Here is a 15,063-nt window from a genome sequence, read left to right on the forward strand (position 1 = left end):
TAATTAAGGAATTTTTACCACGAAGGCACGAAGGAGGCGAAGTTTTATATTTGCGTCGGCACCCAAGCTCCAGATTGGATGCCTCAAAAGTGAAACTCTAGCTTCGCCAAACGGGAAACATCACCACGTTAGCCACTTCATGTGCGCCCTTCCAGAACACACAACAAGCCGCGCAGCACCAAATCCTTATCAACGATAGAGGGGGCAAGGTTAAGCTGTCCGGCGATAAGTTCGGCATCGCCGCCGGTCAGAATCAGTTGCAAATTTGTGGTCTGTTTGGACATGACATGCTCAATCAACCCAACGGCTGCGGCCAAGGTACCGCTGTAGATTGCGGCCTCGGTAGAATTGGCCGGCTCGAAACTATAATTCGTATCGTCAAATTTCAGCGCCGCGGTTCCCTGAACCAGGGCGTTTTTCATCAACATCAGGCCGGGGCTGATCATGCCGCCTTGATGCCTGCCTTCCGCATTGATTAAATCCACGGTAATAGCGGTTCCACAGTCGACTATACAGGCCGGACAGTGATATTTCTGCCAAACCGCAACCAAAGACAACCAGCGGTCGACGCCAAGCTTTTCGGGTTGTTGGTAAGCGTTAATCACGCCGAACGCCTGCGCTTGAGATTTCACCAGGATAACATCTATATCCAGCCAAAGATCACGCGCTACCGATTGAACCAGTTCGAGCAAATGGCCTGCACCGACGCAGGAAACTGCAATCCGCCGGGGACGGTAAATGCCTTTCCAGAGTTTAATAAGCGCCTGCCGATCGACCCGGTCATTAGCCAAAGGCGGGCCCGCCATGATTTGACCGGCCATTGTCATCGCCCACTTTAGCCGAGAATTGCCCATGTCGATCAACAAATTCATTGCAACGCCGAACCGCTAAAACTGACTTCGCCGGAAGCAAACGTCTGTACGCTGCCATCGGGGCGCTCGATCAATAACATGCCGTTATCGTCGATACCCTGCACGATGCCTTCAAATTGTTGCTGCCCGATAAACAAGGTAGCGGGTTTGCCGGTTAGGCAATCATAGCTACGCCATTCATCGAGATGGGCTTGAATGCCGACACCTTCATATTCTGCAATAACCGGCAGCAGATGGTTCAACAAGGTGCCTGCCAATTTATTCCTGAACAGCCGGGTTTGTCCGGTGATCTTGCTAAGATCGGTCCAGGCTTGAGTAATACTTTGGGCCTCCATTTCAGGTACAAACAAATTTAAGCCCAGACCGATAACCGCGCTGCACGGGCCGCCAGTCTCACCCGAGACCTCAACCAGAATACCGCCCAGTTTTTTGCCCTGGCTGTAAATGTCATTAGGCCATTTAAGGCCAATGTCATCTATTTGATGCTGTTTTAACGCCCTGATCACCGCCACGCCGATAGCCAGGCTTAAACCTGAAATAGCGGCAGGCCCTTGTTGAAAGCGCCAGAGTATCGACAGGTAGATATTGCTGCCGTAAGGCGAAACCCATTGCCGCCCACGCCTGCCTTTGCCTGCCGTTTGGTGCTCGGCAAAGCACACGGCCCCTGAAAGGGCATTATGTTGCGAGCGCTCCACTAAATAACGGTTGGTGGAATCGATTTGATCGTGAATTTCGAGCGATGAAATTAATGCGCCGGCCCGGTCGTCAACAGCTTCATTGATTTCCGACGCCGCCAACAACTCCAGCGCGTTGTCCAAACGGTAACCTTTACCGCTGACCGCCGAGTGTTGCAAGCCAAAATCGCTTAAGCCGCTCAGCTGTTTCCAGACTGCCGAACGGCTGATTCCAAGTTCGGCCGCCAATTCAGTGCCGGAATGAAACTCGCCGTCAGCCAGCAAACTAAGGATTTTTTTTTGTTTATCTGAAATATTCACAAATCACTTAAGATTTATTGCCGGCCTGTTTTTTATCCCTGATCTGGTGCAATTGCTTTTTGACCACGTATTTAATCAGCATTTCCCTGTCCTCATCTTTCATATTGATGAAATTAACGCCAATAAAATGAGGATGCTGACTATCGTCTGATTCGCTTTTTCTGCAATAAACAACCCTGCCGTAGGTCACGATGACCGCCATGCTGGATACCAGCAGCATCTTGATTTCCAGGTAATCGCCTTCTTCGAGCCGTTCTTCGCAATTAAAAGCCATGCCCGTCGCACTGATGTTAACGTTGCAGGTCTCATTCTCCTTGAATTGAAAGCCCTGCATCATGACAGCCTGGGCAAGAAGCTCGATTTTTGTGTCAATTATCCTTAAGTAATCCGCCACATCCGGTTCGTTTTTTTCCAGCCTGTGCAGTAGCACTGCCGATTCCTGCGATACCGCGGCAAGCGCTGTAGACAATGAACAACTGTTCAAAACATTTTCCGAAAGATGATGCGGTTCGATCACCAATTTTTCATCTATTTTTTTGTAAAACAGATTAACTTCATCATCAATTCGGAAAAAACGTCTTCGATCTTCAGTTTGGGTCATATTGATCTTATCCATAATCTAAACCTCTAAAATTTCTATTGCCATGATTTAGGATCCATCTCAATACGGCTTTTCTCCGGTCCAAGTCTGGAAAAGGCTTGTTTTTTAATAACTTTGATATATCGCCGCCTTTCCCGCAGTTTGTCTGATTATAATTCAAACAACAATAAACTTCATAAAAGTGGCGAAGCATTCCAATCGGACGGAGTGAGTATTAGGATGTGGAACGGTTACCGCAAAGGGTATCTAGCGATATATTTTTGAACCCATCCGCGGCTATGGATTGCTCAAAGTACACTGGAGGGTATGTTTGAAACTTTAAGCCTTATTTAAAAAGGCCCTATGTCGTAAGATGGCGGAGAGTGAGGGATTCGAACCCTCGATGCGCTTTTGGCACATACTCCCTTAGCAGGGGAGCGCCTTCGGCCTCTCGGCCAACTCTCCAAATACATGATTATCTCTTTAAGCTACAACCCTGTGCCAAAAGACATTTTAAGAGCTTGACTCTCAAAAAACAAACATAAATCCTTTTCTCTAAAACTACGGTACAAAAACTGAATTATCACTGTACCTAGTACTGTTGAGCACCTAGAGTGCTCATCGAAATCGCTGCTACGATTTTACTCTTCAGATCCGGTCAATCCTGTCGACCCGTTCTGTTCTTTCTTGATCCTTTCATAGATCTCTTCCCTGTGAACAGAAACTTCTTTTGGTGCGTTAACACCTATGCGAACCTGATTTCCTTTGACTCCAAGAACGGTGACAGTCACTTCATCACCAATCATCAAAGTCTCTCCTACCCGACGAGTCAAGATAAGCATGGCCACTCCCTATATATGTTAAAAACGAACTGTTCTTAAACAGCATCCAACCAAGACGGGCAATTATAGCAGCTTTTTCTTATAAATAAAGTCTAAGATTCAACTTCATGATCTAATTTAAATGCGGCATGCAGCGCCCTGACTGCAAGCTCCAGATATTTTTCATCAACAACGACCGATATTTTAATCTCGGATGTTGAAATCATTCGAATATTAATACCTTCATCAGCCAATGCCTTAAACATCGTACTGGCAATGCCTGCGTGGGAACGCATACCCACGCCGACAATCGATACTTTGACGATGCTGTCGTCGCCGGTGACATTCCTGGCTCCGAGCTCGGCACAGGTTTTATCCAGCAAGGTTTTCGCCCGCTGATAATCATTGCGATGCACCGTAAAGGTGAAATCAGTAGTCGCATCGTCGGCTATGTTCTGGATAATCATGTCGATTTCGATATTGGCATCGGCAATCGGCCCCAAAATTTTAAACGCAACACCCGGCAAATCAGGCACGCCGGTTATGGTTAATTTAGCTTCATCCCGATTAAACGCGATTCCTGAAATTAAAGCACTTTCCACTTGAGATTCCTCGTAGGTAATGAGCGTACCCTTACCTTCCTTAAATGATGATAATACGCGTAACGCAACGTTATATTTACCGGCAAATTCCACCGACCTGATCTGCAATACTTTCGAGCCCAGGCTTGCCATTTCCAGCATTTCCTCAAAAGTGATTTTATCCAGCCTGCGGGCTTTCGGCTCCACTCTCGGGTCGGTAGTGTAAACACCGTCGACATCGGTATAAATATGACATTCGTCAGCTTTTAAGGCTGCCGCCAACGCCACAGCGGTGGTATCCGAGCCGCCGCGCCCCAGCGTGGTGATATTGCCGTGTTCGTCCACGCCCTGAAAACCGGCCACAACCACGACCTTGCCTTCGCTAAGATGATTTCGAATGCGTGCGTCATCTATCTTGCGTATCCGCGCTTTGGTGTGACTGCTGTCGGTCAGGATTTTCACCTGGCTGCCGGTATAAGAGCAGGCATCGCAGCCCAACTCATGCAACGCCATACTTAACAGCGCAACAGTGACTTGCTCGCCGGTTGACAGCAGCACGTCCATTTCCCGCTCGTTAGGGTGTTGCTGCATGTCTTTTGCCAATGCAACCAGACGGTTAGTTTCACCGCTCATCGCGGAAACCACGACGACAATTTGATCACCCGAATCGTGGGCTTGCTTAACCTTTTCGGCGACTGCTTTAATGCGCTCGACATTTCCTACTGAGGTGCCGCCGAATTTGTATACATATAATGCCATTTAATAAAACCTTCTTATGCGCCTAGTTGCGCCTTTATCCAGTCCGGAACCTGCGCTAATGCGTCAGCCAACCCGGACAGATCATTGCCGCCGGCCTGAGCCATATCGGGCCTGCCGCCGCCTTTTCCGCCGACTTTCGTGGCAACAAAATTCACCAAATCACCGGCTTTTATTTGAGCCATCCGGTCTTTAGTCACCCCGGCAATCAAGCTGACCTTGTCACCGTCGACGACCGCCAACACAATAGCGGCGCAGCCTAATTTATTTTTTAACTGATCGACCATATCTTTCAGGGATTTGGGATCGACGCCTTCGAGCTTGACCGCCAATACCTTGATGCCATCGACATCAACAGCCTGAGCGCCCAGTTCGTTACCCGCAGAACTGGCCAGCTTCGCATTCAAACGTTCCAGCTGCTTTTCCAACAGCCGGTTTTTCTCTATCAGCTGTTCGACTTTTTCCGGCGCTTTTTCCGGCGCGCTTTTGACCAACCCGGCAATGCTTGCTAGCGCATGGTCGCGACCGACTATAAAATCAAAGCAACCGCCGCCGGTTACCGCCTCGATACGCCTGACGCCAGCGGCCACGCCGGTTTCGTTAATGATCTTAAAGCAGCCTATATCCCCTGCCCGCTCGACATGGGTACCGCCGCAAAGCTCGGTTGAAAATTCGCCGATTTTCAAAACCCGTACTTCGTCGCCGTATTTTTCGCCGAACAAGGCCATCGCCCCGGCTTTAACCGCGTCATCTTTTGCCATGACCTCTGCGCTAACGGAATTATTTGCCCGAATCTGCTCATTAACGATCCGTTCAACGGTGCTGATTTCAAAAGCCGTAACCGGCTCAAAATGAGAAAAGTCAAAGCGCAGCCGCTCAGGATTAACCAGCGAACCTTTCTGCGCGACATGATCGCCCAAAACCTGCCTTAATGCGGCATGCAGCAAATGCGTCGCCGAATGGTTTAGCTCGGTCGCCTTTCTGTCCGCCTCGCTGACTCGGGCATCGCACAACTGGCCGTTGGTCAGGGTTCCGCTAAGCAACTTACCTTTATGCAGGAACAGATTGCCGCCCTGTTTCTGGGTGTCGGTAACTTCAAATACCGCGCCATCGGCTTCGATTTTGCCGCAATCGCCGATCTGGCCGCCGGACTCGGCATAGAACGGCGTTTTGTCCAAAATAACAACGCCTTCTTCGCCATCCTGCAAACTGTCTACCGGTTGACCTTTTTTGAACAGCCCGATGATATGCACTTGGTCTTGAAGATGCTCGTAACCGGTAAATTCGGTTTCGACATCGAGCTTGATGTCCTGATCGTAATCAGCACCAAAACTGCTCGCAGACCGCGCCCTTTCACGCTGGGCTGTCATCGCCATTTCAAATCCGGCATGATCGACAGTCAACTGATGTTCACGGGCAAAATCGGCGGTCAAGTCAACGGGAAAACCATAGGTATCATAAAGCTGGAATACGGTATCGCCAGGAATAACCGAGCCTTCCATCTTGGCGACGCAAGCTTCCAGAATCTTCATGCCTTGTTCCAGAGTCTCGGCAAAACGTTCTTCTTCCTTTTTCAAGACGCGCTCAACCTGGGCCTGCGCGGCCTTAAGTTCAGGGTAAGCCTCGCCCATTTCCTCGGCCAACGGCGCTACCAACTTATAAAAGAACACATCGCGGATACCCAAACGATAGCCGTGCCGAATCGCGCGACGAATGATGCGGCGCACCACATAACCGCGCCCTTCGTTAGACGGCATCACGCCATCGGCGACCAGGAATGCGCAAGAGCGGATATGATCGGCGATCACCCGCAATGAGCTTTGCGTCAAATCGTTAGTACCGGCCAATTCGGCCGCCGCTTTCAACAGTTTTTGGAATAAATCGATTTCGTAATTGCTATGCACGCCCTGCATCACCGCCGCAATACGTTCCAGGCCCATGCCGGTATCGACCGAGGGTTTCGGCAGCGGCGTTAACGAGCCGTCAGCAGAACGGTCATATTGCATGAACACCAAGTTCCAGATTTCGATATAGCGGTCGCCGTCTTCATCCGGCGATCCAGGAGGGCCACCTGCAATGCCCGCGCCGTGATCGTAGAATATTTCGGTACAAGGCCCGCAAGGACCTACATCCCCCATCGACCAGAAATTATCCTTGGCGCCGATTCTGGAGAACCGGTTCCTATCGATGCCGACATCGTCCAGCCAGATTTTTTCCGCTTCCGAATCTTCATCAAAAACGGTGATCCATAATTTTTCCGCCGGGATTTCCAGTTCCTTGGTTAAAAAATCCCAGGCGAAATGGATCGCCTCTTTTTTAAAATAATCGCCGAAACTGAAATTACCCAGCATTTCAAAAAAAGTATGATGCCTTGCGGTATAGCCGACGTTTTCCAGGTCGTTATGCTTGCCGCCCGCCCGGACGCAACGCTGGCTGGTCGCAGCCCTGTTATAGTCGCGGTGATCCCGGCCTAAAAACACATCCTTGAACTGCACCATGCCGGCATTGGTGAACAATAAGGTCGGATCGTTGCCCGGAATCAGCGAGCTTGAAGGCTGCACGGAATGCCCCCGTTCGCGAAAGAATTCCAGAAAAGCGGTGCGCAACTGGGCGCTTGTCATCTTTTTCATAATAAATAAATGCTTTTAAAAAAATCGGGTTGCACTAAGCCCTCTCCAGCGGGAGAGGGTTGGGTGAGGGGAAATCAACACAGGAAAAAACTTATTTCCATCCTCCTCATCCCAGCCTTCTCGGCAACTGCTCCTGCGTTGCTCTACTACCTACATCCATGTAGGCATCCCTGAGGGAGAAGGGGCTTACACTCTTAAGTCAGCAGTATTGCGCGACGTTAAGCCTGTTCAAAACCTAGAAAAATCTAATATTCAACTGATCAAACAACGCATTGATCATTGCGCCGGAAAACCCGCGCTGCAATAGAAACCGGCTGCGTTTCGCCCACTCATTGCGATCCAGCGCAGTGTCATGGGTATATTTTTTGCTGTAAACCTGTTCCAGCAGCGCCATCCAACTGCCAGCTTCTTCCTGCACGATGCTTTCAAGATCGAACGCCGCTATACCGTGTTGTTTAAGTTCATGCCTTACGCGTATAGGCCCGTAGCCTTTCTGGATACGAAACCGGGCATAGCTTTCGGCGTATCTTAGATCGTCCTGCCAGCCTTGCCCGGCCAGTTCGTCAATGACAGGCTGCGCGTCATCCCTGTCAAAACCTCTTAGCGCCAATTTGTTCAGCAACTCCTGCTGACTGTGTTCCCTTCGAGCCAAAAGGCGCAGACAAACTTCCTGAATTTCCTTGGTAGCTTCGTTCACGACAGACTACAAATCATACATTTTTTACTTACACCAGGAAAAGCATTCACCACGAAGAGCACGAAGTTTTCATTTCTTCGTGTCCTTCGTGGTGAATAAAAAACTTATAATCACTTCACGTGCTAAATAAACCGGCTATTCGTCCTCGTCAACAACCGAAGGCACATCAATCAGAGGAGCGACTTTCTTGCCGAAAGCCTCGGCTCTTATTTTCGTTTCGATCTCTTTGGCTTTTTCAGGATGCTCTTTTAAGAAGGCCTTCACGTTATCCTTACCCTGGCCGATTTTCTCGTCGCCGTAACTGTACCAGGAGCCCGATTTCTGGATAAAACCGTAACTTACTCCCAAATCAACCAGCTCGCCCAGAAAGGAAATACCCTCCCCGTATAAAATCTCGAACTCGGCCTGTTTAAACGGCGGAGCGACTTTATTCTTGACGACTTTCACCCGGGTTTCATTACCGATAACTTCTTCGCCCTTTTTAATCGAGCCGATACGGCGAATATCCAGACGGACTGAAGCGTAAAACTTAAGCGCATTACCGCCGGTGGTGGTTTCAGGACTGCCGAACATGACGCCGATTTTCATCCGAATCTGGTTGATAAAAATAACCAGCGTATTGGAACGCTTGATGTTACCGGTCAACTTCCGCAAAGCCTGGGACATCAATCGCGCCTGCAAGCCCATATGGGAGTCGCCCATGTCGCCTTCAATCTCGGCCTTGGGCGTCAACGCCGCAACCGAATCGACCACGACCACATCGACCGCACCGGAACGCACCAGCATGTCGGTAATTTCCAGCGCCTGTTCGCCGGTATCCGGCTGGGACACCAGCAAGTCATCGACATTAACGCCGATTTTTTCCGCATAACTGGGATCTAAAGCGTGCTCGGCATCGACAAACGCCGCCGTGCCGCCGAGTTTTTGCATTTCGGCGATCACTTGCAGTGTCAACGTGGTTTTACCGGATGATTCAGGACCATAAATTTCAATGACGCGGCCGCGTGGCAAACCGCCGCAACCCAAAGCAATATCCAAGCCTAGAGAACCCGTAGAAACCACGTCGATGTCGCGCGAAGCCGCCACATCGCCCATGCGCATGACCGAGCCCTTGCCGAATTGCTTTTCAATCTGCATCAGCGCCGCGCCTAGCGCTTTCTTTTTGTTCTCATCCATTATGTAGTGCCCTTTACGCCCTGCGGCTATGTCGGTTAGAAAGAAATATCGCCAAAATCAAATTATTTATTATCACATACAGACAGGGCTTCGGATAGTGTTGATTTAGCTGAAAGGATTAAGCCCTGCTCTGAAGGTTGCGTATGCTGTTTAGGTCCGGCATTCCCGTATTTCAAATGGCGGTGAATCTCTACTTTACCAACTGTTACTCCATCACGCCATGCGGAAAGCAAGGGCTGTCACCTAGGCACGCTGCTATGCTGTTTTTTTTGCATCATCCACAGCCATGCGCGGAAAATTCGGATATTGCGTAAGACCATGAATCGCCTGAAATAAAGCCAACCTGCCCGGCTATTACTTTGCTAATCTTCCAGCGTGGTTAAAGCACCAACACTCTATTTTGGTTGATTTTATGAGCGCTAATTAGGTATAAAACAGATAATTAAATAGTTATAAAATAAAGCCCAATTGGGCTTTTCTGTTTTTCTGGAGTAGGCGTTGTTCGTTTGGTTTATAGATGCACTAGAGTCGCTTGTCGGTATTTTCGTATGGATGCTAAATTATCCCTACCAGCTTTTTGGCGGTCTTTTACTGTTGCTTTTACGTCCGTGGACTTGGTTAACCCCCCCACCTTCGCACGCGCCGGCCTATGTGAAAAATCTACCTCCAGAAGCTCCCCAGCCTGGGACTGTTGCACCAGAACCTGCCGCGCCTGAGCCGGAAGCGGCAACACCGCCCCCTCAAGAACCGCAAAGAATAAGCAATCCTTGTGTGCTATACGATAAAGACCCTATGTTTTGGCAACGTTTCTTTGCCGAGAAGTCGTTCGGCGGAGCCTTGTTTGACGTTGCCGCAAGCGTTACCGTTGAAAAGAGAACAGGCTATAAATTCTCGCATTTAGGCGAATGGGAAGAAGTCGACCACACTTTTTACTTTGAAAAAGAGACGAATAAAATCGCCCTTGACCCGTCGGTCAGATTTAGTTTTTCGATGTATTATCAACTCTATCTGACAAAGCCCTTTCCAGAGGATTGGTTGGTTGAGTGTGAAAAAACGCTGTTAAAAATACAAACAGACTGGGAACTTAACGAAGATAACCGTAACGATTCCGATCATCCGCCGGATAAAAAACCATCAACCGCCAAACAAAAACAAGAAAAATGCGCGGAATTAATGCAGCAAATCAGGACCCGCGTCATTTCGCGCGGTTGGCTGCATCTTTTGCCTATTTTCGAAGGATCAATCTATCAAAGGGCCTGGATGAGCAGCCTGCAAGGACTGGCTGTATTCGAGCAGCCCTGGGGGGCGAGTATTCGCTTCGGCACGCTGGAAAACGGGGAAGAATTGGAATACTCAGGAGACATGTCTATTTTGACAGTCGCCCATACCGGCTCAGGAAAAACCAAAAGCCTTATTTTACCGAACCTTGCCACCTACACCGGCGGGGTGATGTGCTTAGATGCGACCGGTGAACGCTACGCCCAAACAGCAAGCTATCGCGAAGCCATGGGGCAAAAAGTCTGGCGTTTCGATCCTTTCGGAGATGATAATGCTGCCGCCTTTAATCTACTTTCCGTTGTGCGCCGCACTCCTGTAGATATGTGGGGGGATGCTGAAAAATTAGCGGCTGTATTCGCGCCTACCGGCAAGGGTAGCCACGTTTTTTGGAACGACGCGGTTCAAGAACTGCTCGCAGTCCTTATCTGTCATTGTATTTTGGATGCCGAGAGCCATGAACAGGCGGCTACGCTAAAAGACTTGATTGACACCGTAAACTCCGACTTCAAAAAATTGGAACGGATTTTAAAGTCTTGCACCAAATCAGAGGAAATCTGGTCGTTAGATACACACGCCCGAAACGTGTTGGGCATTATCAATGGAAAAGGCTATTTTACTTCAGTTCCTCAATCGCTGAAAAACGCCCTCAAGGACTGGAACAACCCTCGTTTACTAGCCAATACAAGCCGTACAGACTGGACGCCTGACGAATTGCTGAACGGATCGGCTTCTGTTTTTTTTGCGACAACGCCCGACAAAATGACGACGGAGGGAGCGATTATGCGAGCATTCTTCGAGGCTCACATAATCGCCCTTTTGGCGGAGCGCCCGGCAACAAAACCGGAAAGTCCGCTATTATGCGTCTTTGATGAACTTCTACAGCTTCCGCCGCTTAAGACGCTAGAACAGGCGATGTTGGCCGACCATGACTATGGGCTACGCTTTTGGCTGGTCGTTTCATCAACGGCCGCACTGCATAATCACTATGGGAAGGCGATTAACACCATCATGGAAACGTGCAAAATCAAGACATTTTCCAACGCCAAGGGACAAGCGGCGAAAGACCTATCCAACCAACTAGGCTATGTAAAACACCCTCTTATGACCGCAAAAAGGCCGCTTATTACCGCGCCAGAGCTGGCGAGCGCGGAGTTTGAAGCGTTTCATGTTGTCATTATCACAGGCGCACCGCCCGCCAAAGTCAAAAAACACTTTTTTGAAAAATTAAAGACGGAAACACACGACTGAAATTGACAATCATATTAGGCCGGAAGACACGCCGATAGTCCTTACGCGCTCAAAAAAACAGCTTTGAGCCTCCCGATTAAGCATCACGAATGCGCGGTACAGTCGTTACTCATTGGTGTTTTAATCGAGCGGCGAATCGGGTTTGCCCAACCCTTCCCCATCGTAAAATCCCTCTTGTTCACAACGTTTCCATGTAAACGTTGGCATGGCAACCTATTTCAATAATCAATCGTTCACTGTATTCTATACCTTAACCGATCACCGTTCCCACGCACCGCAGGATGGGCATCGCAATACCATTCCGGCGGTTTCGATAAAGAGCCGCACCCTAAACTAAAAGTTGGAATCTATTAAATAATGACAAGCGAATCACCCCGAGCTTCCTGGAAAAGTTATCTTGAGTTATGCAAACCCAAAGTGGTTGCCCTGATCGTTTTTACGGCTATTGCAGGGATGTTATTGGCCGTTCCCGGAATGCCGCCGATCGGCCTGTTTATCTACAGCAGCGTGGGGATCGCGCTGGCCGCAGCTTCCGCCGCCGCGATCAACCATTATATCGACCGCGAAGCCGATGCGTTGATGGATCGCAACAAACACCGCCCCCTGCCTAAAGGTGAATTAAGCTCCGCCAACGTGATTATTTTTGCGTCGGTACTGGGCGTTACCTCGATGGCGTTGCTGATATTCATGGTCAACGCCTTGACCGCATTGCTGACTTTCTTGTCGGCGCTGGGTTACGCGATTATCTATACCGTCTACCTGAAACGAATGACCCCGCAAAATATTGTCATTGCGGGCGCTTTCGGGGCCACGCCGCCGATGCTCGGCTGGTGCGCAATGACCGGCGAACTGCATCCTCACTCGCTGTTGTTGTTCCTAATTATTTTCGCCTGGACGCCGCCGCATTTCTGGCCGCTGTCTATCGCCAAGCGTAAAGAATTCGCCAAAGTCGGCATACCGATGTTACCGGTCACGCACGGCGTGGAACACACCCGCCTGCACATTCTGCTGTATTCGCTGCTGCTGTTCATTGTTACGCTGCTGCCCTACCTGACCGGCATGAGCGGCCTGATTTATTTGTCCGCCGTGGTGCCGTTGGGCCTCGGTTTTATTTATTTCGCCATCTTGATGATGCGCAGGAAAGACGACAAAACAGCGATGCGGACTTTCTTTTACTCCCTGATGTATCTGACCGTGCTGTTCATCGCATTGCTAATCGACCATTATTTTAAACTTACCTTCGCCGCGACTGTTCCAGACAGTCTTGCGGCATACACACCATCCCTGGCGATATGACATTCACTCATCACGAACAAACACCACACCCCGAACATCCGTTCGCAGAAACCATCCGCATCCTGGGCAAGGGCAAAAAAGGCTCACGGCCGCTAACTCAGGATGAAGCCTACCGCGCGATGCACATGATCCTGACCGATCAGGTGCAGCCGATCCAGCTGGGCGCGTTCCTGATGCTGATGCGGGTCAAGGAAGAAACCCCGGAGGAATTGGCCGGCTTCGCGCAGGCGGCACGGGAATCGTTTGATATTGCCGACAATAGCGTAAAAGTCGATCTGGACTGGTCATCTTATGCCGGAAAACGCCGGCATTTGCCCTGGTTTTTGCTGTCGGCTTTGCTGCTGGCCGAAAACGGCATCACCGTTTTCATGCACGGCGCCAGCGGCCATACCGCAGGCAGGCTGTACACCGAAAACATGCTGGGCTATTTAGGGCTTAAATGCGCAAGCTCTATTGAAGAAGCCAAACAGCAACTCGAACAACAGCATTTCAGTTATTTATCGCTGGAGCATTTTTGCCCCAAGCTGCACGAGATTATAGAACTGCGCCCGGTGCTGGGCCTGCGCTCGCCGGTTCATACCCTGGTGCGCTTGTTAAACCCGTTTAACGCGGAATACAGCATCCAGGGCATCTTCCATCCCGGTTACCGCCCCGTGCATCAACAGGCAGCGGCCCTGTTAAACCAGCCGCACATGGCGGTATTAAAAGGCGAAGGCGGCGAGACCGAACGCAATCCCGATATGGAATGCCTGGTGCAAAGCGTGCATAACGGCGAATTGTCCGACGAAAACTGGCCCGCTTTATTTACCCACCGGCACGTCAAACCCGAGCTGCTTGAGCCGGAGCAGCTGGCGTTGATCTGGCAGGGAAAAGTTGAGGACGATTTTGCGCAAGCTTCCGTCATCGGCACGGCTGCGATTGCGCTGAAGTTGCTAGGCAAGGCTGAAACGCAGGAACAGGCGCAGCAACTGGCTGCGGATTACTGGTTAGGCCGGGATAAGCAAAAATATGCAGGGGTTATCTCACACCTGAAACCAAGCGCTTAACAGAACCCACCAACAATTCTTAAGCAAAAAGCATCTGCTTGCAGTACGTTGTCAAATATGACAATATTGCCCAAATAAGGCAAACATCTGACTAAAAAGACACGGTCTATTTCATGGATAAAAGCGGCGCGGAAAGACTTTGAGGATTTTCCTGCACCGGTGCAGATGGATGCCATCCGCGCACTGACCGTCGCAGCGGAAGGCCGGATGGCCGACCATGTAAAACCGTTAAAGGGTTTCGACACAGGTGTTATGGAAATTGTCCTGCGTCACCGTGGCGACGCTTTTCGCGTTGTTTATGTCGTCCAAATCAGTGAAGAATTATGGGTTGTCCATGCCTATCAGAAGAAATCAACGCAAGGCATTAAAACACCGAAACATGAAATAGACCTTGTGCATGACCGTTTAAAACGATTAAAGGAAATGTTGCTATGAATGACGAACCTTTTGAAATTATCCGTGGCAGTGGCAACGTATTTGCCGACTTCGGCCACCCCAATGCCGCAGTTGAACAACTGAAAGCATTGTTGGCCGCAGAGATTATCGGGGTACTTGATGACCGCGCCTGCACAGTGCGTAAAGCCGAAGAGCTGACCGGCATTGCCGCCGCTGATTTTTCACGCATCCGTAAAACAAAGCTCGACCGCTTCACCATTGACCGGCTTATGACAATCCTTAAACGTCTCGATCAGGATGTTGACGTGCATGTTACTGTTCGTCCTCACCGTGAAAGCGCGGATATCCAGCGACTTTTGTAATATAAGTATTGCAAACCAATCGAGTACGACCCCATTGATTCGATCATCTGAAATACGAAACGGAATATAAAAAATGAGTCAAATTCAACAAATATCTATACAACTTGATGGAATCGGTAGCGTACTTAAGAGTAAGCGATTTAAAGTTCCTGCATATCAGCGATCATATGCATGGGAAATAGATCATGTTGAAGCCTTATTGGATGAGGCGGATTCAACTCCGAAGTGCAATTCTAGTAATCATGCGGCATCCCTCTCTTGTTCAGGAAAAAAGACCTCATGAGGTGTTTTAAAATTGAGTGTTTTTCGAGGGCGATGGTTGAGCTTAT

13 protein-coding genes and 1 tRNA gene are annotated in these 15,063 nt (G+C 49.6%); 5 read left to right on the forward strand and 9 right to left on the reverse strand.

Going from position 1 to position 15,063, the window contains the following annotated elements:
- Window positions 1-137 precede the first annotated feature (137 nt).
- The 9 genes from B0F88_RS18355 to recA all read right to left on the reverse strand — a co-directional run bounded on the left by B0F88_RS18355 (window position 138) and on the right by recA (window position 9,108).
- Window positions 138-872 (reverse strand): type III pantothenate kinase, encoded by a 735-nt coding sequence (locus tag B0F88_RS18355; RefSeq protein WP_104425397.1) that lies wholly within the window; start codon window positions 870-872, stop codon window positions 138-140.
- Window positions 869-1,867: a bifunctional biotin--[acetyl-CoA-carboxylase] ligase/biotin operon repressor BirA gene (gene birA, locus B0F88_RS18360; protein ID WP_104425398.1), complete on the reverse strand. Its 999-nt coding sequence runs from the start codon at window positions 1,865-1,867 to the stop codon at window positions 869-871. Before birA ends, B0F88_RS18355 begins: the two co-directional genes overlap by 4 nt.
- Window positions 1,868-1,874: 7 nt before the next feature.
- Window positions 1,875-2,483: a PilZ domain-containing protein gene (locus B0F88_RS18365; protein WP_104425399.1), complete on the reverse strand. Its 609-nt coding sequence runs from the start codon at window positions 2,481-2,483 to the stop codon at window positions 1,875-1,877.
- 338 nt (window positions 2,484-2,821) lie between these two features.
- A tRNA-Ser gene (locus B0F88_RS18370) sits at window positions 2,822-2,912 on the reverse strand.
- Between the two features lie 176 nt (window positions 2,913-3,088).
- Window positions 3,089-3,289, reverse strand: a complete 201-nt coding sequence (gene csrA / locus B0F88_RS18375; protein ID WP_104425400.1) for a carbon storage regulator CsrA — start codon at window positions 3,287-3,289, stop codon at window positions 3,089-3,091.
- Between the two features lie 92 nt (window positions 3,290-3,381).
- Complete coding sequence (locus B0F88_RS18380) at window positions 3,382-4,608, reverse strand: aspartate kinase (RefSeq protein WP_104425401.1); 1,227 nt, start codon at window positions 4,606-4,608, stop codon at window positions 3,382-3,384.
- 14 nt (window positions 4,609-4,622) lie between these two features.
- Complete coding sequence (gene alaS / locus B0F88_RS18385; RefSeq protein ID WP_181049956.1) at window positions 4,623-7,235, reverse strand: alanine--tRNA ligase; 2,613 nt, start codon at window positions 7,233-7,235, stop codon at window positions 4,623-4,625.
- Between the two features lie 235 nt (window positions 7,236-7,470).
- Window positions 7,471-7,932, reverse strand: coding sequence for a regulatory protein RecX (locus B0F88_RS18390; protein WP_104425402.1), 462 nt, complete (start codon window positions 7,930-7,932; stop codon window positions 7,471-7,473).
- 135 nt (window positions 7,933-8,067) lie between these two features.
- Window positions 8,068-9,108: a recombinase RecA gene (recA, locus tag B0F88_RS18395; protein WP_104425403.1), complete on the reverse strand. Its 1,041-nt coding sequence runs from the start codon at window positions 9,106-9,108 to the stop codon at window positions 8,068-8,070.
- Between the two features lie 498 nt (window positions 9,109-9,606).
- Here recA and B0F88_RS18400 point away from each other — a divergent pair, with 498 nt between their 5' ends.
- The 5 genes from B0F88_RS18400 to B0F88_RS18420 all read left to right on the forward strand — a co-directional run bounded on the left by B0F88_RS18400 (window position 9,607) and on the right by B0F88_RS18420 (window position 14,734).
- A complete protein-coding gene (locus tag B0F88_RS18400; RefSeq protein ID WP_146083369.1) occupies window positions 9,607-11,634 on the forward strand; it encodes a type IV secretory system conjugative DNA transfer family protein in 2,028 nt (675 codons plus the stop codon).
- 357 nt (window positions 11,635-11,991) lie between these two features.
- Window positions 11,992-12,930 carry a heme o synthase gene (cyoE, locus tag B0F88_RS18405; RefSeq protein WP_104425405.1) on the forward strand — a complete coding sequence of 313 codons (939 nt, stop codon included), beginning with the start codon at window positions 11,992-11,994 and terminating at the stop codon, window positions 12,928-12,930.
- Window positions 12,927-13,976: a glycosyl transferase family protein gene (locus B0F88_RS18410; RefSeq protein WP_104425406.1), complete on the forward strand. Its 1,050-nt coding sequence runs from the start codon at window positions 12,927-12,929 to the stop codon at window positions 13,974-13,976. The genes cyoE and B0F88_RS18410 overlap by 4 nt, the downstream gene beginning before the upstream one ends.
- 117 nt (window positions 13,977-14,093) lie before the next feature.
- Entirely contained in the window at window positions 14,094-14,411 is a 318-nt protein-coding gene (locus B0F88_RS18415; protein ID WP_258076733.1) for a type II toxin-antitoxin system RelE/ParE family toxin, read from the forward strand.
- Window positions 14,408-14,734, forward strand: coding sequence for a helix-turn-helix domain-containing protein (locus B0F88_RS18420; RefSeq protein ID WP_104425408.1), 327 nt, complete (start codon window positions 14,408-14,410; stop codon window positions 14,732-14,734). The genes B0F88_RS18415 and B0F88_RS18420 overlap by 4 nt, the downstream gene beginning before the upstream one ends.
- Window positions 14,735-15,063: the final 329 nt, after the last annotated feature.

The sequence above is a fragment of the Methylobacter tundripaludum genome, from assembly GCF_002934365.1.
In the GTDB taxonomy this organism is placed as follows: domain Bacteria; phylum Pseudomonadota; class Gammaproteobacteria; order Methylococcales; family Methylomonadaceae; genus Methylobacter_A; species Methylobacter_A tundripaludum_A.